This is a genomic window from Bacteroidales bacterium (assembly GCA_041671145.1).
Taxonomy (GTDB): domain Bacteria; phylum Bacteroidota; class Bacteroidia; order Bacteroidales; family JAHJDW01; genus JAQUPB01.
The window spans coordinates 53,466-78,895 of record JBAZBZ010000003.1; the positions used below are offsets into that span (position 1 = coordinate 53,466).

Annotated in this window: 39 protein-coding genes; 5 read left to right on the forward strand and 34 right to left on the reverse strand. The window is 33.4% G+C overall.

Annotation, left to right across the window (positions count from 1 at the left end; translation table 11 throughout):
* The first annotated feature begins 4 nt into the window (after nucleotides 1–4).
* From WC223_01625 to WC223_01645, 5 genes are all read left to right on the forward strand, one after another.
* Nucleotides 5–325, forward strand: coding sequence for a hypothetical protein (locus WC223_01625; protein MFA6922928.1), 321 nt, complete (start codon nucleotides 5–7; stop codon nucleotides 323–325).
* 266 nt (nucleotides 326–591) lie between these two features.
* Nucleotides 592–894, forward strand: a complete 303-nt coding sequence (locus WC223_01630) for a DUF6660 family protein (protein MFA6922929.1) — start codon at nucleotides 592–594, stop codon at nucleotides 892–894.
* Between the two features lie 144 nt (nucleotides 895–1,038).
* Complete coding sequence (locus WC223_01635) at nucleotides 1,039–5,406, forward strand: CusA/CzcA family heavy metal efflux RND transporter (protein ID MFA6922930.1); 4,368 nt, start codon at nucleotides 1,039–1,041, stop codon at nucleotides 5,404–5,406.
* Nucleotides 5,407–5,436: 30 nt separating this feature from the next.
* Nucleotides 5,437–5,826 (forward strand): hypothetical protein, encoded by a 390-nt coding sequence (locus WC223_01640; protein MFA6922931.1) that lies wholly within the window; start codon nucleotides 5,437–5,439, stop codon nucleotides 5,824–5,826.
* Nucleotides 5,827–5,859: 33 nt separating this feature from the next.
* Nucleotides 5,860–7,041: an efflux RND transporter periplasmic adaptor subunit gene (locus WC223_01645; GenBank protein MFA6922932.1), complete on the forward strand. Its 1,182-nt coding sequence runs from the start codon at nucleotides 5,860–5,862 to the stop codon at nucleotides 7,039–7,041.
* A gap of 314 nt (nucleotides 7,042–7,355) precedes the next feature.
* Here the strand turns inward: WC223_01645 and WC223_01650 are convergent, their stop codons facing one another.
* The 34 genes from WC223_01650 to rplD form a co-directional block, all read right to left on the reverse strand.
* On the reverse strand, nucleotides 7,356–7,931 hold the full coding sequence (locus WC223_01650) for a YqaE/Pmp3 family membrane protein (protein ID MFA6922933.1): 576 nt from the start codon (nucleotides 7,929–7,931) through the stop codon (nucleotides 7,356–7,358).
* A 108-nt stretch (nucleotides 7,932–8,039) separates the two neighbouring features.
* On the reverse strand, nucleotides 8,040–8,195 hold the full coding sequence (locus WC223_01655) for a lmo0937 family membrane protein (protein MFA6922934.1): 156 nt from the start codon (nucleotides 8,193–8,195) through the stop codon (nucleotides 8,040–8,042).
* A gap of 98 nt (nucleotides 8,196–8,293) precedes the next feature.
* Nucleotides 8,294–8,653: a hypothetical protein gene (locus WC223_01660; GenBank protein ID MFA6922935.1), complete on the reverse strand. Its 360-nt coding sequence runs from the start codon at nucleotides 8,651–8,653 to the stop codon at nucleotides 8,294–8,296.
* Nucleotides 8,654–9,043: 390 nt separating this feature from the next.
* Nucleotides 9,044–9,892: a hypothetical protein gene (locus WC223_01665; protein ID MFA6922936.1), complete on the reverse strand. Its 849-nt coding sequence runs from the start codon at nucleotides 9,890–9,892 to the stop codon at nucleotides 9,044–9,046.
* 24 nt (nucleotides 9,893–9,916) lie between these two features.
* On the reverse strand, nucleotides 9,917–10,231 hold the full coding sequence (locus tag WC223_01670) for a hypothetical protein (protein MFA6922937.1): 315 nt from the start codon (nucleotides 10,229–10,231) through the stop codon (nucleotides 9,917–9,919).
* 122 nt (nucleotides 10,232–10,353) lie between these two features.
* Nucleotides 10,354–11,001, reverse strand: a complete 648-nt coding sequence (rpe, locus tag WC223_01675) for a ribulose-phosphate 3-epimerase (protein MFA6922938.1) — start codon at nucleotides 10,999–11,001, stop codon at nucleotides 10,354–10,356.
* Nucleotides 11,002–11,223: 222 nt separating this feature from the next.
* Entirely contained in the window at nucleotides 11,224–11,796 is a 573-nt protein-coding gene (rplQ, locus tag WC223_01680; protein ID MFA6922939.1) for a 50S ribosomal protein L17, read from the reverse strand.
* A 75-nt stretch (nucleotides 11,797–11,871) separates the two neighbouring features.
* On the reverse strand, nucleotides 11,872–12,864 hold the full coding sequence (locus WC223_01685; protein MFA6922940.1) for a DNA-directed RNA polymerase subunit alpha: 993 nt from the start codon (nucleotides 12,862–12,864) through the stop codon (nucleotides 11,872–11,874).
* A 34-nt stretch (nucleotides 12,865–12,898) separates the two neighbouring features.
* Nucleotides 12,899–13,504: a 30S ribosomal protein S4 gene (gene rpsD, locus WC223_01690; protein ID MFA6922941.1), complete on the reverse strand. Its 606-nt coding sequence runs from the start codon at nucleotides 13,502–13,504 to the stop codon at nucleotides 12,899–12,901.
* Between the two features lie 32 nt (nucleotides 13,505–13,536).
* The gene (gene rpsK, locus WC223_01695) at nucleotides 13,537–13,929 is read right to left on the reverse strand and encodes a 30S ribosomal protein S11 (GenBank protein ID MFA6922942.1); all 393 of its coding nucleotides are present in this window, start codon (nucleotides 13,927–13,929) and stop codon (nucleotides 13,537–13,539) included.
* Between the two features lie 30 nt (nucleotides 13,930–13,959).
* Nucleotides 13,960–14,340, reverse strand: a complete 381-nt coding sequence (rpsM, locus tag WC223_01700) for a 30S ribosomal protein S13 (protein ID MFA6922943.1) — start codon at nucleotides 14,338–14,340, stop codon at nucleotides 13,960–13,962.
* Between the two features lie 19 nt (nucleotides 14,341–14,359).
* Entirely contained in the window at nucleotides 14,360–14,476 is a 117-nt protein-coding gene (gene rpmJ / locus WC223_01705) for a 50S ribosomal protein L36 (GenBank protein ID MFA6922944.1), read from the reverse strand.
* Between the two features lie 102 nt (nucleotides 14,477–14,578).
* Nucleotides 14,579–14,797: a translation initiation factor IF-1 gene (infA, locus tag WC223_01710; protein MFA6922945.1), complete on the reverse strand. Its 219-nt coding sequence runs from the start codon at nucleotides 14,795–14,797 to the stop codon at nucleotides 14,579–14,581.
* A 7-nt stretch (nucleotides 14,798–14,804) separates the two neighbouring features.
* A complete protein-coding gene (gene map, locus WC223_01715) occupies nucleotides 14,805–15,593 on the reverse strand; it encodes a type I methionyl aminopeptidase (protein MFA6922946.1) in 789 nt (262 codons plus the stop codon).
* Nucleotides 15,594–15,612: 19 nt separating this feature from the next.
* Nucleotides 15,613–16,974 carry a preprotein translocase subunit SecY gene (gene secY, locus WC223_01720; protein MFA6922947.1) on the reverse strand — a complete coding sequence of 454 codons (1,362 nt, stop codon included), beginning with the start codon at nucleotides 16,972–16,974 and terminating at the stop codon, nucleotides 15,613–15,615.
* Between the two features lie 13 nt (nucleotides 16,975–16,987).
* Nucleotides 16,988–17,434 (reverse strand): 50S ribosomal protein L15, encoded by a 447-nt coding sequence (gene rplO / locus WC223_01725; GenBank protein MFA6922948.1) that lies wholly within the window; start codon nucleotides 17,432–17,434, stop codon nucleotides 16,988–16,990.
* Nucleotides 17,435–17,451: 17 nt separating this feature from the next.
* Nucleotides 17,452–17,634, reverse strand: a complete 183-nt coding sequence (rpmD, locus tag WC223_01730) for a 50S ribosomal protein L30 (protein ID MFA6922949.1) — start codon at nucleotides 17,632–17,634, stop codon at nucleotides 17,452–17,454.
* Between the two features lie 24 nt (nucleotides 17,635–17,658).
* Nucleotides 17,659–18,177 (reverse strand): 30S ribosomal protein S5, encoded by a 519-nt coding sequence (gene rpsE, locus WC223_01735; protein ID MFA6922950.1) that lies wholly within the window; start codon nucleotides 18,175–18,177, stop codon nucleotides 17,659–17,661.
* A 28-nt stretch (nucleotides 18,178–18,205) separates the two neighbouring features.
* A complete protein-coding gene (gene rplR, locus WC223_01740) occupies nucleotides 18,206–18,562 on the reverse strand; it encodes a 50S ribosomal protein L18 (GenBank protein MFA6922951.1) in 357 nt (118 codons plus the stop codon).
* Between the two features lie 18 nt (nucleotides 18,563–18,580).
* Entirely contained in the window at nucleotides 18,581–19,150 is a 570-nt protein-coding gene (gene rplF, locus WC223_01745) for a 50S ribosomal protein L6 (GenBank protein MFA6922952.1), read from the reverse strand.
* Between the two features lie 17 nt (nucleotides 19,151–19,167).
* The gene (gene rpsH / locus WC223_01750) at nucleotides 19,168–19,566 is read right to left on the reverse strand and encodes a 30S ribosomal protein S8 (GenBank protein MFA6922953.1); all 399 of its coding nucleotides are present in this window, start codon (nucleotides 19,564–19,566) and stop codon (nucleotides 19,168–19,170) included.
* Between the two features lie 31 nt (nucleotides 19,567–19,597).
* Nucleotides 19,598–19,867, reverse strand: coding sequence for a 30S ribosomal protein S14 (gene rpsN / locus WC223_01755; protein MFA6922954.1), 270 nt, complete (start codon nucleotides 19,865–19,867; stop codon nucleotides 19,598–19,600).
* A gap of 3 nt (nucleotides 19,868–19,870) precedes the next feature.
* Complete coding sequence (gene rplE / locus WC223_01760) at nucleotides 19,871–20,419, reverse strand: 50S ribosomal protein L5 (GenBank protein MFA6922955.1); 549 nt, start codon at nucleotides 20,417–20,419, stop codon at nucleotides 19,871–19,873.
* A complete protein-coding gene (gene rplX / locus WC223_01765) occupies nucleotides 20,419–20,736 on the reverse strand; it encodes a 50S ribosomal protein L24 (GenBank protein ID MFA6922956.1) in 318 nt (105 codons plus the stop codon). Before rplX ends, rplE begins: the two co-directional genes overlap by 1 nt.
* A 20-nt stretch (nucleotides 20,737–20,756) precedes the next feature.
* Complete coding sequence (rplN, locus tag WC223_01770) at nucleotides 20,757–21,125, reverse strand: 50S ribosomal protein L14 (GenBank protein MFA6922957.1); 369 nt, start codon at nucleotides 21,123–21,125, stop codon at nucleotides 20,757–20,759.
* Nucleotides 21,126–21,127: 2 nt separating this feature from the next.
* Complete coding sequence (rpsQ, locus tag WC223_01775; protein MFA6922958.1) at nucleotides 21,128–21,385, reverse strand: 30S ribosomal protein S17; 258 nt, start codon at nucleotides 21,383–21,385, stop codon at nucleotides 21,128–21,130.
* A gap of 24 nt (nucleotides 21,386–21,409) precedes the next feature.
* On the reverse strand, nucleotides 21,410–21,598 hold the full coding sequence (gene rpmC / locus WC223_01780) for a 50S ribosomal protein L29 (protein ID MFA6922959.1): 189 nt from the start codon (nucleotides 21,596–21,598) through the stop codon (nucleotides 21,410–21,412).
* 2 nt (nucleotides 21,599–21,600) lie between these two features.
* Nucleotides 21,601–22,035: a 50S ribosomal protein L16 gene (gene rplP, locus WC223_01785; protein MFA6922960.1), complete on the reverse strand. Its 435-nt coding sequence runs from the start codon at nucleotides 22,033–22,035 to the stop codon at nucleotides 21,601–21,603.
* A gap of 18 nt (nucleotides 22,036–22,053) precedes the next feature.
* Nucleotides 22,054–22,788, reverse strand: coding sequence for a 30S ribosomal protein S3 (gene rpsC / locus WC223_01790; GenBank protein MFA6922961.1), 735 nt, complete (start codon nucleotides 22,786–22,788; stop codon nucleotides 22,054–22,056).
* Nucleotides 22,789–23,211 (reverse strand): 50S ribosomal protein L22, encoded by a 423-nt coding sequence (gene rplV, locus WC223_01795; protein ID MFA6922962.1) that lies wholly within the window; start codon nucleotides 23,209–23,211, stop codon nucleotides 22,789–22,791.
* 21 nt (nucleotides 23,212–23,232) lie between these two features.
* Nucleotides 23,233–23,523, reverse strand: coding sequence for a 30S ribosomal protein S19 (rpsS, locus tag WC223_01800; protein MFA6922963.1), 291 nt, complete (start codon nucleotides 23,521–23,523; stop codon nucleotides 23,233–23,235).
* Between the two features lie 120 nt (nucleotides 23,524–23,643).
* Nucleotides 23,644–24,468, reverse strand: coding sequence for a 50S ribosomal protein L2 (rplB, locus tag WC223_01805; protein ID MFA6922964.1), 825 nt, complete (start codon nucleotides 24,466–24,468; stop codon nucleotides 23,644–23,646).
* A gap of 10 nt (nucleotides 24,469–24,478) precedes the next feature.
* Nucleotides 24,479–24,772 carry a 50S ribosomal protein L23 gene (gene rplW, locus WC223_01810; protein ID MFA6922965.1) on the reverse strand — a complete coding sequence of 98 codons (294 nt, stop codon included), beginning with the start codon at nucleotides 24,770–24,772 and terminating at the stop codon, nucleotides 24,479–24,481.
* 25 nt (nucleotides 24,773–24,797) lie between these two features.
* The gene (rplD, locus tag WC223_01815) at nucleotides 24,798–25,427 is read right to left on the reverse strand and encodes a 50S ribosomal protein L4 (protein MFA6922966.1); all 630 of its coding nucleotides are present in this window, start codon (nucleotides 25,425–25,427) and stop codon (nucleotides 24,798–24,800) included.
* Nucleotides 25,428–25,430 lie beyond the last annotated feature (3 nt).

Genomic DNA, 25,430 nt, shown 5'->3' on the forward strand with positions numbered 1-25,430 from the left:
ATATATGATTAGGATTCACAAAGAATTCTCAAAAGAGGATAAATTGCTGGTAGAAGGACAATATGATGAACAGGGATTAAAAACCGGCATTTGGGAAGAATATTATAAAAACGGGAAAATTGCAGCAATAGAATCATATAAGAATGGCAAACTGCATGGTTATTATAAATCATTCCACGAAAATGGTAATATTTGGTCTCTCGGAAAATACAATCAAGGTTGTAAAGAAGGAGTATTTGAAATATACGACCAGCAGGGAAAGTTAATTCTTATTCAGCATTACAGCCAAGACAAATTAATAAATCAGATAACAATTAATAAATAAATTTCGCAAACTAAAAAATGTCTCAACATCAGAAAAATGGAATACGAAAAATGTCAATTGAGATTCATCTTTCAATAGTTTTATTATTGTTTTTCTTTCTTATGCTGTTGCTCCCTGATTTGAGCCCATGTGTTCCACAAAATCTGTTAATCCTAAGATAACTTTACTTTTTTGTCCTGATTTTTACTCCCTTTTGTGTAAACATATTTTAGGACGAGACAAAAATTATTTTTGTTATAAATAAAATAATGTATTAACTTTACCAAATGAAATTATTCTGTTATATATTTTTAATTTATATTATCAACATACTGGTATATCCTTGTCGGGATAATGGAAACATTTCATTTGTAAATAAATCAGCAAATTCAAATCAAAACCACGATGAACAGGATTGTCATACATGCCCCCCTTTTTGCATTTGCAATTGTTGCCAAGTAAATACAATTACGTCTTTAAAGATGACTATTAAAACCATTAAAACAATTCCTATAATATTCGTTAGCATTTACAAAGAAACTCCTTTAAAAGACATTATCTTTTCTATTTGGCAGCCGCCAAAATTTTAATCAATCTCAAATCAGGTTATAAGTGTGTTTATAATGCAAATTGCATTATTCACTTTTGTTATTTGTCAGAAGCTGACAGATTAAACATGCTTGATTTGATAAGCAAATTATATTGTTTGTCGAATTGATTAAAATTAAAGTTTTATGATAGAAAAAATTATTAATTTTTCCATAAAGAACAAAATTATAATTGGTTTATTTGTTCTTGCCCTTGTGGTATGGGGTATTTTTTCATTGAAAGAATTACCCATTCACGCAGTGCCCGATATAACAAATAATCAGGTACAGATTTTATCTATTGCTCCAACCCTCGCAGCAAACGAAGTTGAGCAATTTATTACTGCACCAATTGAAATTTCTGTTGCTAACATTCCAGACATTGTAGAATTACGCTCTGTCTCCCGTCTTGGCTTATCTGTTGTTACAGTTGTTTTTAAAGACAATGTTGATATTTACTTGACTAGACAACAAATTTCCGAAAGGATAAAAGAGGCGGAAGATATAATTCCTGAAGGTATAACTAAGCCTGAATTAGCACCTATTTCTACAGGGTTGGGTGAAATTTATCAATATGTTTTGCATGTTAAACATGGATATGAAAAAAAGTATAACCCAACAGAACTGCGAACCATTCAAGACTGGATTATAAGACGAGGAATGCTTGGAACTCCGGGCGTCGCTGATGTTAACAGTTACGGTGGTTTTATGAAGCAGTTTGAAATTGCCGTAAATCCTGAAAGATTAAGAAGTATGAATATTACTCTTTCAGAGATTTTTGAAGCACTTAAAAAAAACAATCAAAATACAGGCAGTGCATATATTGATAAAAAACCGAATGCTTATTTTATCAGAGGGATAGGGCTTGTCAAAACAATAGAAGATATTGAAAATATTATTGTAAAATCTTCTGAAAATGGAATTCCTGTTCTAATTAGTGATGTTGCAAAAGTTCAATTCGGAAGTGCTCCTCGGTACGGTGCTTTTATAGTTGATACTACTGGTGAAGCCGTTGGCGGAGTGGTAATGATGCTCAAAGGAAAAAACGCATCACAGGTAATTGATGGTGTTAAAGAAAAAATCAAACTCATTCAAAAATCACTTCCCGAGGGATTGGAAATTGAAGCATTTCTCGACCGCACAGATTTGGTTAACCGTGCCGTTGGCACAGTTTCAAAAAACCTTATTGAAGGCGGTCTGATTGTAATATTTATTCTGGTGTTACTTCTTGGTAACTTACGAGCCGGACTTATTGTTGCTTCAGTAATTCCGCTATCAATGCTTTTTGCAATTTCCCTGATGAATCTCTTTGGAATTTCCGGCAATTTAATGAGCTTAGGAGCAATAGATTTCGGTTTGATTGTAGACGGTGCTGTAATCATCGTTGAAAGTGTTGTACATCGAATAACACAAAGCAAAACGCATCATGTCGGGGTAAAAGCACTTACATCTCAACAAATGGATAACGAGGTATTAAGTGCTGCAAAAAGAATGATGAATTCTGCAACATTTGGTCAAATAATAATTTTAATTGTTTATTTACCAATTCTTGCTTTGGTTGGAATAGAAGGCAAAATGTTTCGCCCAATGGCACAAACAGTCAGCTTCGCAATTTTGGGAGCGTTAATTTTATCACTCACTTATGTTCCTGTTGTTTCTGCTTTGTTTTTGAGTAAAAAAACGGAACATAAAAGAAATATTGCCGATAAAATTATGAGTGGAATTAACAAAGCATTTACTCCACTTTTACAAATTTCGCTTAGGCATAAACTCACGGTTGTGGGAATTTCTTTAGTGTTATTTTTTTCAAGTTTGCTGTTGTTTAATTCTTTAGGCGGTGAATTTATTCCACAACTCGAAGAGGGGGATCTTGCCTCTAGTGTAATAACCTTACAAGGTGGTTCATTGTCTAATACAATTGAAACTGTTGAAAAAGCAAATAAAATTTTAATGACAAAATTTCCCGAAGTAAAACATGCTATTTGCAAAATCGGCACAGGTGAAATTCCAAACGACCCTACCCCAATGGAAACAGGCGATTATATCATTGTAATGAAAGACAAAAAAGATTGGGTCTCTGCAAAGACACGAGAAGAAATGATGGAAAAAATGCAAGAAGAATTATCTGTTTTAAAAGGTGTGGTTTTCACACTGCAACAACCAATTCAAATGCGTTTTAACGAATTAATGACAGGTTCAAAGCAAGATGTCGCCGTGAAAATATTTGGAGACAATCTTGAAACGATTGTGCAAAAAGCAGAAGAAATAGAAAAGTTAATTAAACCTGTTACAGGAGTGGAAGAAATAACTGTAGAAAAAATCGCCGGAGCAGGGCAGATACAAGTAATATACGACCGCAAAAAAATCGCACAATATGGTTTAAATATTTTAGACATTAATCGTTTATTGAAAACTGCTTTTGCAGGGAGTAGTGCAGGTGTGGTATATGACGAAGAAAAACGCTTCGACATGGTTGTGCGGTTCGATAAAGATTTCCGTCAGGATATTGAATACATAAAAAGTATGTATGTTCCTTTGCCAAAAGGCGGACAAATTACACTCGACCAGTTGGCATCTGTTGAGATTAAAACAGGTACAGCACAAGTTTCACGGGAAAGCACCAAAAGAAGAATTACTGTAAGTTTCAATGTCCGTAACAGAGATGTCCAATCTATCATTGAAGAAATTCGTCCTATATTAGACAAAAAGTTAAAATTACCTTCTGGCTATTTTATTACTTATGGAGGTCAATTTGAAAACCTTGTTGCTGCAAAAAAACGACTTTCGGTTGCTGTACCTGTAGCATTATTATTGATTTTTGTTTTATTGTTTTTTACATTTCATTCTATAAAACAAACTTTAATAATTTATTCTGCCGTTCCAATGTCAGCTATTGGTGGCGTAATTGCTTTGTATTTGCGTGATATGAATTTCAGCATATCCGCTGGCATTGGATTTATTGCCTTATTTGGCGTAGCTGTATTAAATGGAATTGTGTTGATTGCAGAATTTAACAGGCTCGAAAAAGACGAGGGAATTATTGATATTTATGAACGTGTACTACATGGTATAAAAGCACGTATTCGCCCTGTAATAATGACGGCAGCCGTTGCCTCACTTGGATTTTTACCTATGGCAATTTCAACATCGGCAGGGGCAGAAGTTCAAAAACCACTTGCTACAGTTGTAATCGGTGGTTTGATTTCAGCAACCCTTTTAACTTTAATTGTTCTGCCTATTTTGTATGTTCTTTTTTCAAGGAAAAGAAAAATCCAAATAATTTCTACTTTACCGATAATCTTAATAATTTTTACTATCGGAAGTTTATTTGTTTTTTCAAATACTGTACAAGCACAAAACGCAAATCAGAAAATATATACATTAGATGAAGCTATTAAACAAGCGTTGGCAAATAACGGAAATATCAAATCAGCATCTTTGCAAATTGAGTATCAGAAAAAATTAAAAACTGCAAGTTGGAAGTTCAGAAAAATAGATGTTCAATATACTTACGGACAAACAAACTCACTTGTAAAAGACAATAATTTTACAATATCTCAATCGTTTCCAAATTTCGGTTTAAATATCGGACAATCCAAACTTGCAGAAGCAAATATTAGAAATTCCGAAATCGGTTTAACCTTGACACAGGCAGAGATTGTGAATAATGTTAAATCAAATTATTTCAGTCTTGCTTATTACCTTTCAAAATTAAAACTGCTTAAATATCAGGACAGCCTTTTTGCAAATTTTTATAAAGCTGCTGAACTTAAAACTGAAAAAGGCGAAAGCCCCATACTTGAAAAAATTGCTGCACAAACACAGTTGATGGAAGTTAAAACTTTGCTTACTCAAACAAATTCTGACATTTTAATTTTTCAGAAAAAACTACAGGTTTTGTTAAATGAGATGCAGGATATTTCTATATCTGATTCTGAATTGAAGAAAGCTGAATTCACTTTTATAACTGATAGTTCTGCAATTGCCAACAATCCGGTTTTAGCACTATTTCAACAACAAATTCAAATCAACAGCATTGAAATAAAAGTTGAAAAATTAAAATTAATGCCTGAATATTCTGTAGGATATTTTAACCAGTCAAATAAAGATATTCATACTGGTTATCGCTTTACCGGAATTCAGGCAGGTATATCAATTCCACTTTTATTTTTCTCCCAATCTGCTAAAATCAAAGCATCAAAAATCAATGAGCTGATTTCACAAAACAATTATGAATATTACAAAACAGTGATTTTTGGAGAGTTTCAATCTCTTTCACAAGAATATTTAAAATATAAAACCAGCATTGAATATTACGAAAAAATAGCCATTCCGCAATCAGAATTAATCATCGAACAATCAGGAAAAAGTTACAGAGCCGGAAATATTGATTATCTCGAATATATTTTAAATCTCGACAAAGCATTGGATATAAAAAGTAATTATTTACAAATGTTGTATCAGTATAATCTATCAGTAATTGCAATTGGTAAAATCACAGGAAAAATTAATTAAACGGTGTTGTAAACTTTACAAATATTAATCATGGTACTAACAGAAACAGATGATATAAAAAAGAAGCTATTATTTAAAATCGCATATAGCTTGAGTATTTTTACAGTCGCTTATAACATTATCGAAGGATTAGTTTCTACATATTTCGGTTTTGTTGATGACACATTAACCTTATTTGGTTTTGGCGTTGACAGCTTCATTGAAGCAATTTCAGCCATCGGTATTGCTTATATGATTTTACAAATTAAACGCAACGCATATAACACAAAAAGTAGATTTGAGAAAACCGCTTTAAGAATTACAGGATACTCTTTTTATATTCTTTCAGCAGGTTTACTTTCTTTTAAAGAAGGCAGGGAATGTTTTGAAAAAGCAAAAAGTGATAAACCTTGCACTTGCGGGTGTAACAAAAATTATTAAACTTAATTTATTAACCTTTTTAAATTTAAAAAAATGAAAACAAATATTTTTTTCTTAATCATGGTTTGCAGTTTAATGTTTATAAGCTGTAATAACAAATCAAAATCTACTGAAGAACATGGTAGCGGACACGAAGAATTACCGCCAAATACTGTTGAAATGAACGATGACCAGTATAAAACAGCAGGTATTGAATTAGGTCAGGTTGAATATAAAGTTTTGAGCAATGTTTTAAAAGTGAATGGTACTGTAAATGTACCACCGCAAAATTTAGTTTCGATTTCGGTAAATATGGGAGGGTTTGTAAAAAGTACTGATTTAGTTCAGGGCAGTTCTGTTACAAAAGGGCAGGTTCTTGCAGTTATTGAAAATCCTGAATTTATAGAGCTACAACAAAACTATCTTGAAAGCAAAAACAAACTGGAATTTGCAGAAGCCGATTATAACAGGCAGAAAGATTTATTCAAAGAAAATGTTAGTTCAGCAAAGACCTATCAACAAGCACTTTCAGAATACAAAAGTTTAAAAACAAAAGTATTTGCTTTAGAACAAAAACTAACATTAATTGGTATTGATGCAAAAAAATTGACGGAAGAAAAAATTTCACGTTCCGTCTATGTTGTTGCTTCAATCAGTGGTTATGTGAAAACTGTAAATATTAATATCGGAAAATATGTAAATCCAACTGATGTAATGTTTGAAATCATAAACAATCAAAAATTAACATTGGAACTTTCTCTTTTTGAAAAAGATATTGAGAAAGTTTCGATAGGTCAGAAAATTAGGTTTTCAATGCCTAATAAATCAGGCAAAGAGCAAACCGCAATTATTTATCAGGTCGGTAAAACTATTGGCGTTGATAAAACAGTAAAAATTTACGCCTCTGTTGACAATGATGATAAAAACCTGTTGCCAGGAATGTATGTTAATGCTTTGGTAGAAACCAACAACAATTCAACCACATCATTGCCCGATGAAGCAGTTTTGACATTCGATGACAAAAATTATATTTTTATTTATTCCGAGAGTAAGAAAGAAGGCAATAAAAATGTAACTCTTTTTCAAATGATAGAAGTAAAAAAGGGTATTTCAAATAATGGTTTTACTGAAATTAATTTGCCTAATGGTTTTAATATTGATAAAAGTAAAGTAGTTATAAAAGGTGCATATAATTTATTATCTGCATTGAAAAACGCAGGAGACATGGCTTGTTAAATTTTATATGGACAAGTATTATGTACAGGCAGGCACAATGTCAGGTTGCTAATTACCATTAATTCGTTTTTTTTACTAAAACCATGTACGCTAAGCAGAGCTTTTGTTTATTTTTGCATTTTCAAAACAATTCTCACTTAAAATATTTTAAGATAAATGAAAGTCAACATATTTTTTCTAACGATATTTTTTACACGTTATAAAAAAAGAACTCTGATTTGTAAGATACTCTCTTTTGTTGCCACATAAATGTTTATTGTCAAACATTAGTATATGCAATAACAACTTCGTCGTTTCTTGCTAATACTCTGACATCAGTCAAATACTACAAACAACGCATATATTATTCCAGGTAACCAGAAAAGTAATGTCAGCACTAAATCAATCCAGAATGGAGTTCCAATTCCCCTTACCAGATAAACTGCAAGTGGCGGTATAATAATTGCCAGAATTACAAGTAAAACAGCACTGATATCACTATGAGCAACTGATGCTGCGTTTGTTTTGTTTATATGCCTCTTCATTACTAATGATACGACACGGTTTAGTTTTACTTTTTTAATTTCTCCCGGAATAAGATTAATACTATTTATAGTTTTGTCTGTTTCGTTTTTAACTTCAGGTACTAAAGTCGCAATGCTCTGCGACGGTTCGGCATCAGCAATAACAGCAGTTTCCGCAACTTCTTTATTTTCGGGAACCACACATAATAAATCAGCATCTTTCTTTTCTTTGGTAACCTTGTTAATATGCACAGCAGCTTCTCCTTTACTGAAGTTTGTATATTTCTGTCTTGAGAAATCATTATTTTTTATTGTGCCACACGATAAAAAAAGCATTATAGCTATTGAAAATAATGTTGCAGTACGTAATATTTTTAAGTTTTTCATTTTTCAAGTTTTAATTATTTTTTAATTATATTTTTTAAGAGAGTGTCTTATAAAGTGAGTTTCATAAAAAAATCAAAGCAAGCTGACTTTTGAGACATTCTCATTATCTTAGAGGATTTTCTTACCTCTAATAACTCTAAGTATTATTGCAATTAATGCAATAACAAGAAGAATATGTATTATTCCTCCAACACTGTAGGCAAAAAATCCTATTGCCCATGCAATAATCATGATTACTGCTATTACATAAAGTAAGTTTTCCATAATTTTAGTTTTATTTAAATTTTAGTTTGGTAAAACTATTGTTTATTATTTTAGTGATAGTTAAGATTAAATTAATATGCCTTTAAAATTTTATTAATTTATTTTCTTATGTATAGTGTTAATGGCTGTGTAATTTTCAGTTCAATTGTGATGCCCGCGGATTCCGAAAAAAGATTGGCGAGATAAGTGTAATCATAGTCGAGTTTCTTGCTTAGATAATCAGAAAAATTTATTTTAGGAAGTTCTTCTGCATAATGAATCATTTCAATAATTACGTTTTTTATTTTTTCAATCAGAATAGCTTTTTTATCGTCCAGCAACTCAAGCCCTGATTTTAATAAAGCAATTTTTAATTGAGCTCGCTGTTCAGTAGTAATATTCTCTTTAATATCCACTTCACCTAAATCCACCATTATGTGATGCAATCCGAGTTTATCCAACTCTGATTTCACCATCATTTTACAGCGAATCGAGACCATGTATTTGATGTAGAGTTTCAATATATTTTATACTAATCTCGGTTTTAAAAAGTTTACAAGTTAATATTTAAATATCGATTAAAATTCACAATTGAATTTTAATTCTTTAATTGATTTACAAAAGTATAGTTTTTATTTTGTGCTTTTTTAATAATTTTTTCTTTCGTTTCATTTATTGAATTTCGAGAATTTTGAGGTGCGGAAATGTCGTGTTTTGAATTTTCATAGTACTTGTTCTTTGTTTGTATTTCTTATTTTTAAAATTTTATTTTGTCTGTTCGCTATTGCTTGATTAAATATTTTGAAGTTTCGAGCATAGTGAACAATGAATTTCAAATACAAAGTTTAACAGAAAACCACAAAATACAATCAGCTTTTACCTTTTTCTGCTCCATCAACAAAATGTTCTATACATTGACGTATATCGCGGTGATAGCCACCTTCGAGAACGGCAAAAATATTTTTAAATTTTCGGCTTAAACGAAAACCTACATCATAATATCCTTTAAGGGTATAGTTAAGGTTAAGCAGCATGTCTTTTTCATATCCATCAAATCCGGCAGAAACTCCAACAATATCGGGGTTGAACTGTTCTGCTCTCAGAATGGCTTTACCCACCGATTCCAGCAGTTCCTTATCACCGTTGCCTGCCAATAGCGGGAAGTTCATTGTATATCCTTTGCCTTCACCTTCGCCGGTTTCATTTTCAAAGCCCGACATGGGATAAGTGAAAACTTGATGCACAGAGCAAAACAATACATTCGATGAAGAATAAAAAATGGATTGCGTGCCATCTCCGTGGTGACCGTCAATATCGAGAATAAAAACTTTTTTTCCTTCGTTTACGAGTTTTTGAGTTGCAATAGCTATGTTATTAAAAAAACAAAAGCCGGCTGCACGGTCTTGCCGAGCGTGATGACCGGGAGGTCTCACAACCGCAAAAGCATTATTTTCTGAAGCGTGTATTGCCAATCCTACAGCCAGACATGCTGCCTCATAAGTCTCTGGCGATACCATTACCTCCGCCATAATTCCCTGATGCTTGCAGCTTTTTTTGAAAAATTCTTTGTATTTTTCGCTATGCACCAGCGTTACGAATTGTTCACCATCAATTTCGGTATCTTTTTCCCATCGGTTAAAGTCTTGTATGCGGTATGTTCCGTCGGTGTCGCCAAAGGGATTGTGCTTGAAGAATTTTTTATTGAAAAGAATGTCCATGGTTTTCGTTATGACCGAACAAACTTAATTATTTTTTGTGAACTTGTATGTAACAAATATTTTCACTGCTTCCGAATAAGTTGATTTACCGTCGAAGTCAGTTTGCTTTAAACGATAAAATGAATTTCCATAAAAATGATTGTTATCAGTAATTTTGTAGTAAATTAATTTATTGCTATTTCCCGCTCCATAAAGTTTACCGGCGATTTCCCAGTTTTTCAAATCCATACTTTTTTCAATTGTAAAAAAATCATTATTTATTTCGGAACATGTTGAGCATGATACTTCAACTTTTTCATTAAAAACTTCCGTATTAAAATTTAAAGTTTTTATTGGCAAATAATCTTCATCTTTTGTAAAACCAAAAATTTATTATATTTCAGGTAGTTAAAGTAAAAAGCATTTTTATTTACCTTGGTAATCAAAGCACAGAGGAGCCGCTCCAGTAAACAGTAGAATATTTAGTGCATTTCCTTTTTTAATTCCGAAATATATTCAACCGGATTTTGTGAACTAAAAACAGAATTTCCCGCAACCAGAATATCTACACCACAGTCAGAAAGTTTTTTTGCATTTGATAAATCCACACCGCCATCAACTTCTATGAGTGCATTGGATTTTTTGGATGTAATTAAATTTTTGAGCTCTTTTATTTTATCATAAGTTTTTTCAATGAAATGTTGCCCCCCAAAGCCGGGATAAACAGACATCAACATAATAACATCAACATCGGATATAAACTTTTCGATAGAAGAAACGGGAGTGTCGGGACTTATAACCACACCGGCTTTTAATCCGAATGATTTTATTTCACGTATATTTTCCTGAGTATCATTTCGTGCTTCAAAATGGACTGTTATTAATGATGCTCCGGAATCTTTAAAAACTTTCAGATATTTGTGCGGGTCGTTTATCATTAAGTGAACATCAAGCAGCTTTTTCGAAATTGTTGAAATTTGCTTCGTAATATTCATTCCAAAAGAAATGTTTGGAACAAATATTCCGTCCATAACATCAATATGAAGCCAATCGGTTTCGCTTTTATTCAGCATTTCAATATCTTTTCCCAGTTCAAGAAAATTTGCTGCAAGTATTGATACGGATATCATTTTATATGTAGTTTAAAATATTTTTTTATTATGACTTATGACAAAATTAAAAAAATAAATAAATTATAAAAGAAATAGTTGAAAAAAGTTTCCTGTTTTCACTTGGCAGAAATAATTATTTGTTTGCGGATTCACATGAGGCAACAAAGCGCTGTGGGATTACATCGCTATAAAATTACCTCAAAATTGTGGAGTTCTGAACAAAAAGACACGTAGGGTTTCTTATTCTTCTTTTTTATCTTTTGCTTCTTCCTCTTCGGGTTTATTATCTTCGGTTATTTCTGGCTGAGTTGCATCAGTTATTTCTCCTTCAGAAGTAGTTGCCTGTGGCTGTTCAGCGATTTCTGTAGCAGCAGTTTCAGCTGCTTTTGTTTTGCTTCCGCCTCTTCTTGTTCTTGCTGTTTTCTTTTTTTCCTGTTTTGCTACAAGAAGATTTTCGTTATAGTCAACAAGCTCCATTATGCACATTTCGGCAGCATCACCGAGTCGTGCTCCTGTTTTTAATATTCGCGTATATCCGCCCGGTCTGTCGGCAACTTTTGCTGCAACATCTCTGAATAAAGTAGTAACCGCTTCTTTGCTTTGCAGGTAGCTGAATACAACTCTTCGTGAATTAGTTGAATCAACTTTTGATTTTGTAATAAGTGGCTCGATATATTTTTTCAACGACTTTGCTTTTGCAATTGTAGTTTTTATTTTTTTGTGCAAAATAAGCGACGCTGCCATGTTCGATAACATCGCTTTTCTATGCGAAGACGTTCTGCCTAAGTGATTTACTTTATTTCCGTGTCTCATTTTATCTATTATAATTTATGAAGTAGTTAAGTGGTGAAGTTGTGAAAACTACAAACCACAAACCACAAACTCTTTTTATTCTTTATCTAGTTTATATTTTGATATATTCATTCCGAAAGTCAACCCTTTATTACGTACAAGGTCTTCAAGTTCAGTAAGTGATTTTTTTCCGAAATTTCTGAATTTCAATAAATCGTTTTTATTAAAAGTAACAAGGTCGCCAAGAGTTTCAACATCGGCAGCTTTAAGGCAATTCAAAGCTCTTACAGAAAGGTCGAGGTCAACTAATTTGGTTTTCAGCAATTGTCTCATATGTAATGATGTTTCGTCGAATTCTTCGGTTGCTGATTTTTCCTGCGAATCGAGAGTTATTTTTTCATCAGAGAATAGCATGAAATGATATATAAGAATTTTTGCTGCTTCCTTAAGTGCGTCTTTAGGAGTTATAGAGCCATCGGTAGTAATTTCAAAAACAAGTTTTTCATAGTCGGTTTTTTGTTCTACGCGATAATCTTCTATGGAATATTTCACATTTTTAATTGGTGTAAAAATAGAGTCAACTGCTATTGTTCCTATGGGTGCATTGCTGGGTTTATTTTCTTCGGAAGGCACATAACCGCGACCTTTATCAATCAATATTTCAAAATTGATTTTTACAGAAGAATCAAGATTACAAATAACCATATCGGGATTCAGTACTTGAAAATTATTGAGAAATTTACCTATATCGCCAGCTGTAATTATGTTCTGACCTGCAAAAGTGAATATTGCTTTTTCATTATTGGCAGTTTCAACTGTACGTTTGAATCTGATTTGTTTTAAATTCATCATTAGTTCAGTAACGTCTTCGGTTACTCCTTTTATTGTTGAAAATTCATGGTCAACACCATCTATTCTTACTGAAGTGATAGCAAATCCTTCTAATGATGATAATAGAATTCGTCTCAGGGCATTTCCAACAGTAATGCCATAACCAGGTTCCAATGGTCTGAATTCAAATGTTCCTTTAATGTCATTTGCTTCGAGCATTATAACTTTGTCTGGTTTTTGAAAATTTAATATTGCCATAATTTTTATATTATATAATTTTTAATTTAAATAATTACTTGGAATATAATTCCACGATAAGTTGTTCTTTTATGTTTTCAGGAATTTGTTCCCTATCGGGATAATTCACAAATGTTCCGCTCATTTTTTCGCCGTCCCATTCGAGCCATGGATATTTGCTGCTGTTTTCAGAAACGGAATTGGTTATTGTTTCGAGTGATTTTGATTTTTCTCTCACTCCAACCGTATATCCAGGTTTCATTGTATAAGAAGGAACATTAATAACTCTTCCGTTAACAACAATATGTTTATGTGAAACAAGTTGTCGTGCTGCGCTTCTGCTCGGAGCTATACCCAATCGGTAAACAACATTATCAAGGCGTGCTTCAATTAATTTCAATAAATTTTCACCCGTAATACCTTTTTTATGTGATGCCTTATTGAAAGTATTTTCAAACTGCTTTTCTAATATACCATAGGTATATTTTACTTTTTGTTTTTCTTGCAACTGAGTTCCATATTCCGACATTTTCCTTTTTTTCTTTGCCAAGCCATGTTGTCCGGGAGGATAATTCTTTTTTTCGAGAAATTTATCAGCACCGTAAATCGGTTCGTGGAATTTTCGTGCAATTTTTGATTTTGGTCCTATGTATCTTGCCATATTATTATTAAAATATTTTTATTTATATTTATTTACACTCTTCTTCGTTTTGGAGGACGACAGCCGTTGTGAGGCAATGGAGTTACATCAACTATTTCTGCAACTTCAATACCTGCTGCGTTTATTGTTCTTATTGCCGATTCTCTGCCTGCACCGGGTCCTTTAACAAAAACCTTGACTTTGCGTAATCCCATATCATAAGCAACTTTCGCACAATCCTGTGATGCTGTTTGTGCCGCATAAGGTGTATTTTTCTTTGAACCCTTAAAGCCCATTTTGCCAGCTGACGACCATGAAATAACACTGCCTTCGTTATTTGTTAATGTTACAATAACATTATTAAATGATGCAAAGATGTGAGCTTGTCCATACTCATCAACTCTTACAACTCTTTTCTTTGCAGTTTTAGTAGCTACTTTTGCCATAAAATTTATTGTTCTTTAATTTTTAAAAAATTATTTCTTTGTTGCTTTCTTTTTATTTGCAACTGTTTTCTTCCTGCCTTTTCTTGTTCGGGCATTATTCTTGGTGCTTTGTCCTCTCACAGGCAAGCTGAGGCGATGACGAATACCCCTGTAACAATTAATATCAACGAGGCGTTTGATATTCAGTTGAACTTCTGAACGCAAAACACCTTCAACTTTATATTTTTCAGTAATTACATTACGGATTTTTGTTTGTTCTTCATCTGTCCAGTCCTGCACTTTTTTATTCACATCAACACCTGCCTCATTTAAAATTTTTCTGGCTGAACTTCTTGCAATACCGAATATATAAGTTAACCCTACTTCGCCTATTTTATTTTTTGGTAAATCAACTCCTGCTATTCTTGCCATATACTTTATGTTTTAATAGTTATTTTTGTCTTTGTTTAAATTTCGGATTCTTTTTGTTAATAATGTATAGACGCCCTTTTCTGCGTACTATCTGGCAATCCTCAGTTCTCTTTTTTATTGATACTCGTACTTTCATTTTTGTAAAGTTTTATTTTTTTTGATTACTAATTATATTTGCATGTTTTGTAAATCCCAATTCCTAATTTCTTAATCCTAAATTTTTATATAAAAACTCAAATTATTTGTATCTAAACGTAATTCTTCCTTTAGTTAAATCATAAGGCGACATTTCAATTCTTACTTTATCGCCGGTTAATATTTTAATATAATGCATTCTCATTTTTCCTGAAATATGAGCAATAATAATATGTCCGTTTTCAAGTTCAACCCTGAACATAGCATTACCGAGTGTTTCAAGCACTGTTCCATCAATAGCTATAACTGCCTGTTTTGACATTTATAAATTATATTTTTGTTAAATTAATATTATCTATTTTCTCAATTTCCTCAAAACTTGATAATATGTCCGTTTTATCTTTTTTAACTGCAACGGTATGTTCAAAATGTGCTGAAGGCATACCATCGGCAGTTGTAATTGTCCATCCGTCTTTTAATCTCAATACTTCTTTTTTACCCATATTTATCATCGGCTCAATGGCTATCACAAGTCCTTCGCTAATTTTAACTCCTCTGCCTCTTTTTCCATAATTCGGAACTTCAGGTTTTTCATGTAATTTTTTCCCGACGCCATGTCCAACAAGCTCTCTGACAACCGAATAACCATTGCTTTCACAATACGATTGAATTACTGAGCTTATATCACCTACTCTGTTTCCGAGTCTTGCCTTTTCTATGCCGAGATACAGAGCTTTTTTTGTTGCTTTGAGTAACCATGCGACTTTTTCATCAATAGCTCCAACAGCAAAAGTGTAAGCGGAATCTCCAAAATAACCATTCTTCACAACTCCGCAATCAATTGAAATAATATCACCTTCTTTAATTTCCCTTTCACCCGGTATCCCGTGAACAACTTCAGCATTAACAGAAATACATAAAGTATTTGGATAATTCCTGTAATTCTTAAACCCCGGTATAGCAAAATTATCTCTTATGAATTCTTCTGCAAGGGTATCAAGCAATATTGTTCTAATGCCGGGTTTGATGCTCTTAGCCACCTCTGCTAACGTTTTTCCAACAAGTAAAGAACTTATTTTTATTAATTCTATTTCCTCTTCTGATTTATAATGTATCATTATTGTTCATTGAATTTAATTAACCTGTCATGCTCAATGAACTTCTTCCTTTTATTCTGCCAGATTTCATAAGTCCGTCATAATGCCTCATCAGCAAATGACTTTCTATTTGTTGTAAAGTATCAAGAACAACTCCGACAAGAATCAATAAGGTTGTTCCTCCATAAAACTGAGCAAACTGGCTGTTAATGCCCATAAGGCTTGCAATTGAAGGGAGAATTGCCACAATAGCAAGAAATATCGCACCGGGCAATGTTATTCTTGACATAACATTATCAATAAATTCAGCTGTTTTTCTGCCTGGTTTTATTCCCGGAATAAAGCCGCCGTTCTTTTTCATGTCATCTGCCATTTGAGTGGGATTTATAGTTATGGCAGTATAAAAATATGTAAACAGAATTATCATCAAACCGAAAGTAAGGTTATACCAAAAGCCCGTAAAGTCAGCAAAGGCAGCAACAAAGCCGCTTACTCTGTCGGATTTGGCAAAGCCAGCAAGAGTTATGGGAATAAACATTATTGCCTGTGCGAAAATTATTGGCATAACACCTGCTGCATTTACTTTAAGAGGAATATATTGTCGGGCTCCGCCATATTGTTTGTTACCTACAATTCTTTTTGCAAACTGCACAGGAATCCTTCTTGTTCCCTGCACAAGCAATATTACACCTATTATAACAAATACTATCAATACCATTTCTAAAAGTAAAATCACCATGCCTCCCCCCTGTTCTTCTAATCTTGAAACAAATTCAGCAGCCATTGCAAACGGTAATCGTGCAATAATTCCCACCATTATTATCAGAGAAATTCCATTTCCCAGACCTTTGTCTGTTATTTTTTCACCAAGCCACATTACAAATACTGTTCCGGCTACAAGTATTATTACAGTTGACACCCAGAAGAACACTGAAGGGGTAGTGATATTTGGGTCAAATGGAGTTATTGCATCATTAGGTAGACGGTATACTAAATTCGAAATGTACGCCGGTGCCTGAGCAGCAGTAACGGCAATAGTTAGCAATCTTGTAATCTGGTTTATTTTTTTTCTTCCGCTTTCACCTTCTTTTTGAAGTTTCTGGAAGTATGGAATAGCTATGCCGAGTAATTGAACAATAATAGATGCAGAAATATACGGCATAATTCCCAGTGCAAAAATTGAAGCGTTGCTAAAAGCTCCTCCCGAAAACATATCAAGTAGCCCCAATAAGCTGTCAGAAGTTTGCTTATGCAGTGCTGTTAATTGCGAAGGGTCTATTCCTGGTAATACTACAAATGAACCCAGGCGATAAATAAGAACAAAAAACAAAGTATTGATTATCCTTATCCGAAGGTCTTCAATTTTGTAAATATTCTTTATTGTTTCAATTAATCTTTTCATTTAATAAAAAAATTTAAATTTTTGTCGCAACTCCGCCTTTTGCTTCAATTGCCGTAATAGCAGTTTTTGAAAATGCATTTGCTTTCACTTCAATTTTTGTTTTCAGTTCTCCTCGTCCAAGTATTTTAACAAGTTCGCTTTTCGAAGCTATGCCATTTGTTACAAATACGTCCTTATCAAAAAGAGTTATGTTCTTTTCATCAACAAGTTTTTGCAGAACATCAATATTCACACTCCTGTATTCTTTTCTGGAAATATTCTTAAATCCGAATTTAGGAAGCCGTCTGTACAATGGCATTTGACCGCCTTCAAAGCCGGCTTTACGGCTGTATCCAGACCTAGATTGTGCTCCTTTGTGCCCTCTTCTTGCTGTTCCGCCTCCACCAGAGCCTTGTCCTCTGCCTACTCTTTTGTTTTTTCTAACCGAACCTTTTGCAGGTTTTAAATTACTTAAATCCATTTTCTTTTTAAATTATATTATTCAACTTCTTCAACTGAAAGCAAATGTTTTATTTTATGTGTCATTCCGAGTACCTGTGGTGTTGCCTCAAGTATGACTGGTCTGTGCATTTTAGTTATACCTAATGCCCTTAAAGTTTTTTTCTGACGTTCAGGTTTATCTATTCCGCTTTTAATCTGACTGATTTTAATTTTTCCCATTTTTATTTTTATTAAAAATAAAATTTATCCATTAAATACTCTTTCCATTTTAACATCTCTGAGTTGAGCCACAGTATAAGCATCTTTCAAATGAAGCAAAGCATTAATTGTAGCTTTTACCACACTATGAGGATTTGTTGAACCTTTTGACTTTGCCAAAACATCTTTTATGCCAACACTTTCCAAAACAGCACGCATAGCACCTCCGGCTATAACGCCAGTTCCTGGCGCTGCTGGTTTAAGAAAAACCAATGCTCCGCAATATTTTCCTTCTTGTTCGTGTGGCACGGTATTTTTTATTATCGGAACTTTAATTAAATTCTTCTTTGCATCATCTACGCCTTTGGCGATTGCTGCTGTAACTTCACCTGCTTTTCCCAGTCCGTATCCAACAACTCCTTTTTCATTGCCAACAACAACAATAGCTGAAAAGCTGAATGCTCTTCCCCCTTTGGTAACTTTTGTAACTCTTTGAATATTTACAAGCCGGTCTTTGAATTCTATATCGCTTGATTTGACTCTGTTTATGCTAACTTTTGACATTTTTATTTTTTAATAAGTAAGTTAATATTTAAATTTTCAATCCGTTTTCTCTTGCTGCATCAGCTACTGCCTTAATTCTGCCGTGATATAAAAATCCATTTCTGTCAAAGACAACGTTTTTAATACCGATTTCAGAAGCTTTTTCTGCAATTAATTTACCGACAAATTTTGCCTTTTCGGTTTTTGTACCCTTAGCAGCCAAAATGTTTTTTTCTCGTGAAGAAACAGATGTAAGTGTTTTCTTTGTGGTATCGTCAACAATTTGCGCATAAGTTTCCTTGTTGCTTCTGAACACAACAAGGCGGGGCCTTTCGGTAGTACCCTTTACAACCTTTCTTATTCTTTTTTTAATTCTGAATCTTCTTTCTTCTTTTGTTAAAGCCATTGTTTTATATTTTTTAATTTATTTTGCTTCAGCAGCTGTTGCTGCAGTTTTTCCCGATTTTCTTCTTAATTGTTCATTTATAAATTTAATTCCTTTACCTTTATATGGTTCTGGTTTACGCAAAGACCTGATTTTTGAAACAACCTGACCGAGCAACTGTTTGTCGGCAGATTTTAAAATAAGTGTTTGACTTTTTCCCCTCTCGGCAGTTGATTCGGCTTTTATTTCTTTTGGAAGTTCCATAAATATATGATGAGAATATCCTAAAATAAATTCCACCATTTGCCCCGACACTGTAACCTTATAACCAACACCAACAAGTTCCTGTTCGATTCTGTATCCTTCACTTACACCTTTAACCATATTAGCAATCAATGATCTGTATAAGCCATGAAATGCTCTATCCTGTTGGCTTTCAGTTGTCTTGGTGACAGAAATTTGCGACTCTTCAATATTAATTTTTATTGAAGGAGCTATTTGCTGATAAAGTTCTCCGTGAGGTCCTTTAACAGTAATAAAATTTTGAGCATTCAAAGTAACATTAACTCCTTTGGGTATGAACACCGGTAATTTTCCTATTTTCGACATAATTAAATTCTCCTAAATTAAAACACATGACATAAAACCTCACCGCCAATATTCTGAACTCTGGCTTCTTTATCGGTCATTATTCCTTTTGATGTTGATATTATTGCTACTCCCAAGCCATTTTTAACTCTTGGCAATTCTGTTGAGCCAGCATATTTTCTCAATCCCGGTCTGCTGATTCTCTTTATCATGCTTATAGCCGGAATTTTCGTAACAGGATGATACTTTAAAGCAATTTTTATAGTACCCTCTATTCCCGCTGCATCATCGAACTTATAATTTAAAATATATCCTTTTTCAAAAAGTATTTTAGTGATTTCCTTTTTAATTTTTGAAGCAGGAATTTCAACAACTCTTTGGCTTGCAGTTATAGAGTTTCGTATTCTTGTTAAGTAATCGGCAATTGGGTCTGTCATTTTATTATTACTCCTTTATTATTTATAAATTTTACCAACTTGATTTTGTAATACCGGGTATTAAACCGGCGAGAGCCATTTCTCTAAATGTAATTCGTGATAAGCCAAATTTTCGCATATACCCTTTTGGTCTTCCTGTAAGCTGGCATCTGTTATGCAATCTCACTTTAGAAGAATTTCTCGGCAGTTTGCTCAAAGCGGCATAATCACCTATTGCCTTCAAAGCTGCTCTTTTTGAAGCAAATTTGTTGACAAGTTTTAATCTTTTTAATTCTTTAGCTTTTAATGATTCTTTTGCCATAAATTATTTTTTAAATGGTAATCCAAATTCTTTTAATAATGCGTGAGCTTCGCCGTCTGTTTTTGCAGATGTAACGAATGTTATATCCATACCCATTATTTTAGTTACTTTGTCAATATTTATTTCAGGAAATATTATTTGTTCTGTAATTCCGAGTGTATAATTTCCTCTTGAGTCAAATCCTTTTTCACTTATGCCACGAAAGTCCCTGATTCGTGGAATTGAAACGGAATTCAACCTATCTAGAAATTCGTACATTTTATCTCCTCTGAGAGTAACACGAACTCCAACAGGCACATTTTTTCTTAATTTAAAATTCGAAATATCCTTTTTCGATTTTGTAGTAACTGCTTTTTGTCCTGTTATAAGTGTCATTTCATTTACAGCAGTTTCAAGAATTTTTTTATCTGCAATGGCAGCACCAACTCCCTGATTAATGCAAATTTTATTTAGTTTAGGCACCTGCATTCCACTTTTGTATAAAAATTGCTTCATCAAAACCGGAATAATTTCTTCTGTATATTTCTTTTTTAATCGTGGTATATAGTTCATTATTTTATTACCTCCCCGCTTTTTTTAGAATAACGGATTATTTTTTCATTTTCAATTCTTCTGCCAATTCTTGTGGCGTTTCCATTTCCATCAACAACCATCAGGTTCGAAATATGCACAGAAGCTTCTTTTTTTACTATACCGCCTTTGGAATTTTTCGCACTCGGTTTGCTGTGTTTAGAAACTACGTTGATACCTTCAACTACAGCCCTGTTTTTATCAGTCATAATCTGCAATATTTTTCCTTGTTGACCTTTACTGTTACCGGAAATAACTTTTACAATATCGCCTTTTTTTATTTTAAGTTTTATTCTCATAATTTATATTTCTTATTTTATTACAAAACTTCTGGTGCCAAAGAAATAATTTTCATATACTGTTTTTCTCTTAATTCCCTTGCAACAGGACCAAAGATACGGGTGCCTCTCAATTCATCAGTTGGAGTAAGAAGAACGACTGCATTATCGTCGAAACGAATATAAGAACCATCTGCTCTTCTGATTTCTTTGTTTGTTCTCACAATTACAGCGGTTGATACAGTACCCCTTTTGGTATTTCCTGATGGTAAAGCGTCTTTTACTGTAACGATAATTCTATCGCCAACTGAGGCATATTTTTTTCTTGTGCCGCCGAGTACTCTTATACAAAGTACTTCTTTTGCACCACTGTTATCAGCAACTATTAATCTAGATTCCTGTTGTATCATAATTATTTTGCACTTTCAATAATTTCTACTAAACGCCAGCATTTATTTTTACTCAGAGGACGAGTTTCCATTAACAATACTCTATCACCGATATTGCATTCGTTTTTCTCATCATGAGCATAGAACTTTGATGTTTTCTTTATAAATTTACCGTATTTCGGATGTTTCATTTTTCTTTCAACAGCAACAACAATTGTTTTCTGCATCTTATTGCTGGTAACAACACCTATTAATTGTTTTCTTAAATTTCTTTTTTCCATTTTTTACTTTTTTTCAATTTTTCCTTATAACTGTCTTCTCCTGTGTTCGGTTTTCAGTCTGGCAATAGTTTTCTTTGCGTAGCTGATTTTCATTGGGTTTTCCAATGCCGAGACAGCATGATTAAGCTTCATTTTCAGCAATTGTCCTTCTTCATCTTCAATTCTTTCGATGAGTTCAGGGGTTGACAATTCTTTTATTACCGCGTTTTTCATTTTTATATTTTAATTTTTTCTTCAACATAATCTCTTCTTACAACAAATTTTGTTTTTATAGGCAGTTTCTGTGCTGCAAGCCTTAGTGCTTCTTTTGCCACATTCATTGTAACTCCGTCGGCTTCAATAATAATTCTTCCGGGTGTAACACGTGCAACATAGTATTCTATTCCGCCTTTACCTTTTCCCATACGAACTTCAGCAGGTTTTTTTGTTATCGGTTTATCAGGAAAAATTCTCACCCATGTCTGACCTTCACGTTTCATGAAGCGGGTAACTGCAATTCGTGCTGCTTCAATTTGCCTGCTTGTGATAAATGATGTTTCCAGGGTTTTTATTCCGAATGAACCAAAGTCAAGCGTATAACCGCACTTTGCATTACCTTTCATCCTGCCTTTTTGCTGCTTCCTGTATTTTGTTTTTTTTGGTTGTAACATTAGTTATAATTTAATATGTCATTTGTTATAATCATTTCTCCTTTTCTTGTGAAATTTATTTTGACCTTGTCCTTGACCTTGTTGTCCTTTCTGCATTGTAAGTCCTATATTTTGTGACAAATCGCGTTTTCCAAATACTTCGCCTCTGCATATCCAAACTTTCACTCCTATTCTTCCATAAGTAGTATGAGCTTCGGACATGTGGTAATCAATGTCTGCTCTCAGTGTGTGTAAAGGAATTCTTCCTTCTTTATATTGTTCGGTACGCGCAATTTCAACACCTCCGACACGACCCGAAATAACAAATTTTATTCCTTCTGCTCCCATTCTTATTGCAGATGCCATCGCAGTTTTAATGGCTCTGCGATATGCTATTCTGCCTTCAATCTGACGCGCAACGGTGCTGCTAACAATTACTGCATCGAGTTCAGGTCTTTTTATTTCAAAAATATTTATCTGAATATCTTTTTTTGTAAGTTTTTTTAATTCTTCTTTAAGCTTATCAACTTCCTGTCCGCCTTTACCTATAATTATACCCGGACGAGCAGTATTAATGGTTATTGTGATGAGCTTTAAGGTTCTTTCAATTATTATTTTTGAAATTCCTGCTTTTGCCAATCTTACATTAAGGTATTGTCTGATTTTAAAATCTTCAACAAGTTTACTTGCAAAGCTTCTACCACCATACCAGTTAGAATCCCAACCTTTTATTATTCCCAATCGGTTGCCAATCGGATTTGCTTTTTGTCCCATTTATTGAATATTTTGTTCTTCTTGTTGTTCGTTAATACTGTCTAAAATTATAGTTATATGATTTGAGCGTTTTCTTACTCTATAGCCACGTCCTTGTGGAGCAGGTCTCAATCTTTTAAGCATTCTACCGCCATCAACAAAAACTTCTTTTACATAAAGGTTGTTGTCTTCAATTCTTTTTCCTTCGTTTTTATTTTTCCAGTTAGAAATTGCCGATACCAACAATTTTTCCAGTCGGTTTGAAGCTTCTTTTGTTGAAAATTTAAGAATGTTCAATGCCTGTTCAACATTTTTGCCTTTAATCAAATCGGTTACTAACCTCATCTTTCTTGGTGATGTAGGACAATTGTTCAATTTTGCAATACAAGTAGCTTTCTTTTCAGCTTTTCTTATCTCTGCGCTATTTCGCTTTCTGGAACCCATTTTATTTTATTTTTTAAAAAATTATTTTGCTTCTTCTGTTACAGCTTTATCTTTGTTGCCTGTATGACCTCTGAATATTCTAGTTGGTGCGAATTCGCCAAGTTTATGTCCAACCATGTTTTCAGTAACATAAACAGGAATGAATTTATTTCCGTTATGCACAGCAATTGTGTGACCGACAAATTCTGGCGAAATCATTGTTCGTCTAGACCATGTTTTAACAGCAGTTTTTTTCTTGGAATCATGAATTGCCAAAATCTTTTTTTCGAGTTTTGGGTCAATAAACGGTCCTTTTTTTAGTGAACGACTCATCGTTGTTATTTTATTTTTATTTAAAAAAGTTTCTGGTTTATAGTTTGTAGTTTGTTGTTGTCGCAACTTCTCTACTGCACTTCTTTACAGATTAATTGTTAATTGTTTATTATTAATTATTTATTTCTTTCTTTTTTCGATTATATATTTGTTTGATGATTTTTTCAATGCTCTGGTTTTATAACCTTTTGACGGCAATCCTTTTCTTGAACGCGGATGTCCGCCGGAAGCTTTACCTTCACCACCGCCCATTGGGTGGTCAACAGGATTCATTGCAACACCTCTGTTTCGTGGTCTTCTGCCGAGCCATCTTGTTCTGCCTGCTTTTCCTGACCTTTCGAGATTGTGGTCGGCATTCGATACAGTTCCTATTGTAGCTTTACATGTGTTCAGTATCATTCTCGTTTCACCTGAAGGTAATTTGATTAATGAGTATTTACCTTCCCTTGAAGTGAGTTGTGCATAAGAACCTGCGCTTCTTGCTATGCAAGCACCACGTCCCGGTTTTAATTCTACATTATGAATAATTGTACCGAATGGTATTTCATCGAGAAATAAAGTATTTCCAATTTCAGGTGCAATGCCTTTTCCTGACAATAATTTTTGTCCTACTTTCAATCCCAAAGGAGCTACAATATATCTTTTTTCGCCGTCGTTATAAGCAAGTAATGCAACATTTGCAGTTCTGTTCGGGTCATATTCTATTGATTTTACTGTTGCCGGAATTCCTTCTTTATCTCTTTTAGAGTCAATAATCCTGAATCTTTTTTTATGGCCGCCACCGATGTAACGCATGGTCATTTTACCGCTATCATTTCTGCCGCCAGTACTTTTGAACGGAGCTATTAAACTCTTTTCTGGTTTAGCTTTTGTAATTTCATCAAATGCATTGACAATTTTGAATCTTTGTCCTGCTGTTACCGGTTTTAATTTTTTTAACGCCATTTTTTTAAAATCAAATATTACTAAAGAAATCAATTGTTTCACCTTTTGCCAATGTAACAAAAGCTTTTTTAAACGAATTTGTTCTGCCTGCAACAAGCCCTTTTTTTGTTTGCCTGCTTCTTGCTTTTCCGTTATATCTCGCCGTATTCACAGAACTAACCGTTACGCTATAAAGTTTTTCAACTTCACTTTTTATTTGAATTTTATTTGCTTCTTTGTCAACAATAAAACCATAACGGTGAAGCTTTTCGCTAATACCTGTCATTTTTTCCGTAACGAGTGGTTTTATCAATATACTTTTCATCTTTATTATTTTATTAAAAAAAATATTAATTTTTCAAATTATCTTCAATTACTTTAATAGAACTTTCAACTAATAACAACTTAGCAGCATTCAGAATGTCATAAGTATTGATGTCTGATGCATCTACCACCCTGATTTTTTTCAAATTTCGGGACGACAAAGATACATTTTTATTTGGTTCTGCAAGCACTAAAAGCGTTTTTTTATCAGAAATGTTCAAATTCTTCAGAAGTTCAACATTCTGTTTTGTCTTTGGTTCGCTGAAAATAAAGTCTTCGAGAACTATTATATTATTTTCTTTTGCTTTATAACTCAATGCCGATTTGCGTGCAAGTTTTTTAATTTTTTTATTTAATTTAAAATTATAGTCACGCGGACGAGGTCCGAAAATACGACCTCCACCACGGAACAAAGGATTTTTAATATCTCCGGCACGCGCACCGCCTGTACCTTTTTGTTTTTTTATTTTTCTTGTACTTCCCGAAACTTCGCCTCTTTCCTTTGCCTTATGGGTTCCCTGTCTTTTGTTTGCCAGATGTTGCTTTACATCAAGGTAAATGCAATGGTCGTTTGGTTCAATTCCGAAAATACTATCATCTAATTGAACTTTTTTTGAAGTTTCGCTTCCCGATATATTATATACTAGTTGTTCCATTTT

Coding starts and splice junctions, on each gene's coding strand:
- WC223_01625 (MFA6922928.1), top strand. CDS start 5: ATGATTAGGATTCACAAAGAATTCTCAAAAGAGGATAAATTGCTGGTA.
- rplD (MFA6922966.1), bottom strand. CDS start 25,427: ATGGAACAACTAGTATATAATATATCGGGAAGCGAAACTTCAAAAAAA.
- WC223_01640 (MFA6922931.1), top strand. CDS start 5,437: ATGGTACTAACAGAAACAGATGATATAAAAAAGAAGCTATTATTTAAA.
- WC223_01630 (MFA6922929.1), top strand. CDS start 592: ATGAAATTATTCTGTTATATATTTTTAATTTATATTATCAACATACTG.
- rplF (MFA6922952.1), bottom strand. CDS start 19,150: ATGTCGAAAATAGGAAAATTACCGGTGTTCATACCCAAAGGAGTTAAT.
- WC223_01645 (MFA6922932.1), top strand. CDS start 5,860: ATGAAAACAAATATTTTTTTCTTAATCATGGTTTGCAGTTTAATGTTT.
- WC223_01685 (MFA6922940.1), bottom strand. CDS start 12,864: ATGGCAATATTAAATTTTCAAAAACCAGACAAAGTTATAATGCTCGAA.
- map (MFA6922946.1), bottom strand. CDS start 15,593: ATGATACATTATAAATCAGAAGAGGAAATAGAATTAATAAAAATAAGT.
- rplX (MFA6922956.1), bottom strand. CDS start 20,736: ATGAGAATAAAACTTAAAATAAAAAAAGGCGATATTGTAAAAGTTATT.
- rplW (MFA6922965.1), bottom strand. CDS start 24,772: ATGAAAAGTATATTGATAAAACCACTCGTTACGGAAAAAATGACAGGT.
- rpmJ (MFA6922944.1), bottom strand. CDS start 14,476: ATGAAAGTACGAGTATCAATAAAAAAGAGAACTGAGGATTGCCAGATA.
- rpsQ (MFA6922958.1), bottom strand. CDS start 21,385: ATGGAAAAAAGAAATTTAAGAAAACAATTAATAGGTGTTGTTACCAGC.
- rpmD (MFA6922949.1), bottom strand. CDS start 17,634: ATGGGAAAAATTAAAATCAGTCAGATTAAAAGCGGAATAGATAAACCT.
- rpsM (MFA6922943.1), bottom strand. CDS start 14,340: ATGGCAAGAATAGCAGGAGTTGATTTACCAAAAAATAAAATAGGCGAA.
- WC223_01635 (MFA6922930.1), top strand. CDS start 1,039: ATGATAGAAAAAATTATTAATTTTTCCATAAAGAACAAAATTATAATT.
- rpsE (MFA6922950.1), bottom strand. CDS start 18,177: ATGTCAAAAGTTAGCATAAACAGAGTCAAATCAAGCGATATAGAATTC.
- rpsD (MFA6922941.1), bottom strand. CDS start 13,504: ATGGCAAGATACATAGGACCAAAATCAAAAATTGCACGAAAATTCCAC.
- rplR (MFA6922951.1), bottom strand. CDS start 18,562: ATGGCTTTAACAAAAGAAGAAAGAAGATTCAGAATTAAAAAAAGAATA.
- rplN (MFA6922957.1), bottom strand. CDS start 21,125: ATGATACAACAGGAATCTAGATTAATAGTTGCTGATAACAGTGGTGCA.
- rpsC (MFA6922961.1), bottom strand. CDS start 22,788: ATGGGACAAAAAGCAAATCCGATTGGCAACCGATTGGGAATAATAAAA.
- rpsK (MFA6922942.1), bottom strand. CDS start 13,929: ATGGCAAAAGTAGCTACTAAAACTGCAAAGAAAAGAGTTGTAAGAGTT.
- rplB (MFA6922964.1), bottom strand. CDS start 24,468: ATGGCGTTAAAAAAATTAAAACCGGTAACAGCAGGACAAAGATTCAAA.
- rpsH (MFA6922953.1), bottom strand. CDS start 19,566: ATGACAGACCCAATTGCCGATTACTTAACAAGAATACGAAACTCTATA.
- rpsS (MFA6922963.1), bottom strand. CDS start 23,523: ATGAGTCGTTCACTAAAAAAAGGACCGTTTATTGACCCAAAACTCGAA.
- infA (MFA6922945.1), bottom strand. CDS start 14,797: ATGTCAAAACAGGCAGTTATAGCTATTGATGGAACAGTGCTTGAAACA.
- rplV (MFA6922962.1), bottom strand. CDS start 23,211: ATGGGTTCCAGAAAGCGAAATAGCGCAGAGATAAGAAAAGCTGAAAAG.
- rpmC (MFA6922959.1), bottom strand. CDS start 21,598: ATGAAAAACGCGGTAATAAAAGAATTGTCAACCCCTGAACTCATCGAA.
- rplO (MFA6922948.1), bottom strand. CDS start 17,434: ATGGATTTAAGTAATTTAAAACCTGCAAAAGGTTCGGTTAGAAAAAAC.
- rplP (MFA6922960.1), bottom strand. CDS start 22,035: ATGTTACAACCAAAAAAAACAAAATACAGGAAGCAGCAAAAAGGCAGG.
- WC223_01660 (MFA6922935.1), bottom strand. CDS start 8,653: ATGATGGTGAAATCAGAGTTGGATAAACTCGGATTGCATCACATAATG.
- WC223_01655 (MFA6922934.1), bottom strand. CDS start 8,195: ATGGAAAACTTACTTTATGTAATAGCAGTAATCATGATTATTGCATGG.
- rpe (MFA6922938.1), bottom strand. CDS start 11,001: ATGATATCCGTATCAATACTTGCAGCAAATTTTCTTGAACTGGGAAAA.
- secY (MFA6922947.1), bottom strand. CDS start 16,974: ATGAAAAGATTAATTGAAACAATAAAGAATATTTACAAAATTGAAGAC.
- WC223_01650 (MFA6922933.1), bottom strand. CDS start 7,931: ATGAAAAACTTAAAAATATTACGTACTGCAACATTATTTTCAATAGCT.
- rplQ (MFA6922939.1), bottom strand. CDS start 11,796: ATGAGACACGGAAATAAAGTAAATCACTTAGGCAGAACGTCTTCGCAT.
- WC223_01665 (MFA6922936.1), bottom strand. CDS start 9,892: ATGGACATTCTTTTCAATAAAAAATTCTTCAAGCACAATCCCTTTGGC.
- rplE (MFA6922955.1), bottom strand. CDS start 20,419: ATGAACTATATACCACGATTAAAAAAGAAATATACAGAAGAAATTATT.
- rpsN (MFA6922954.1), bottom strand. CDS start 19,867: ATGGCAAAAGAATCATTAAAAGCTAAAGAATTAAAAAGATTAAAACTT.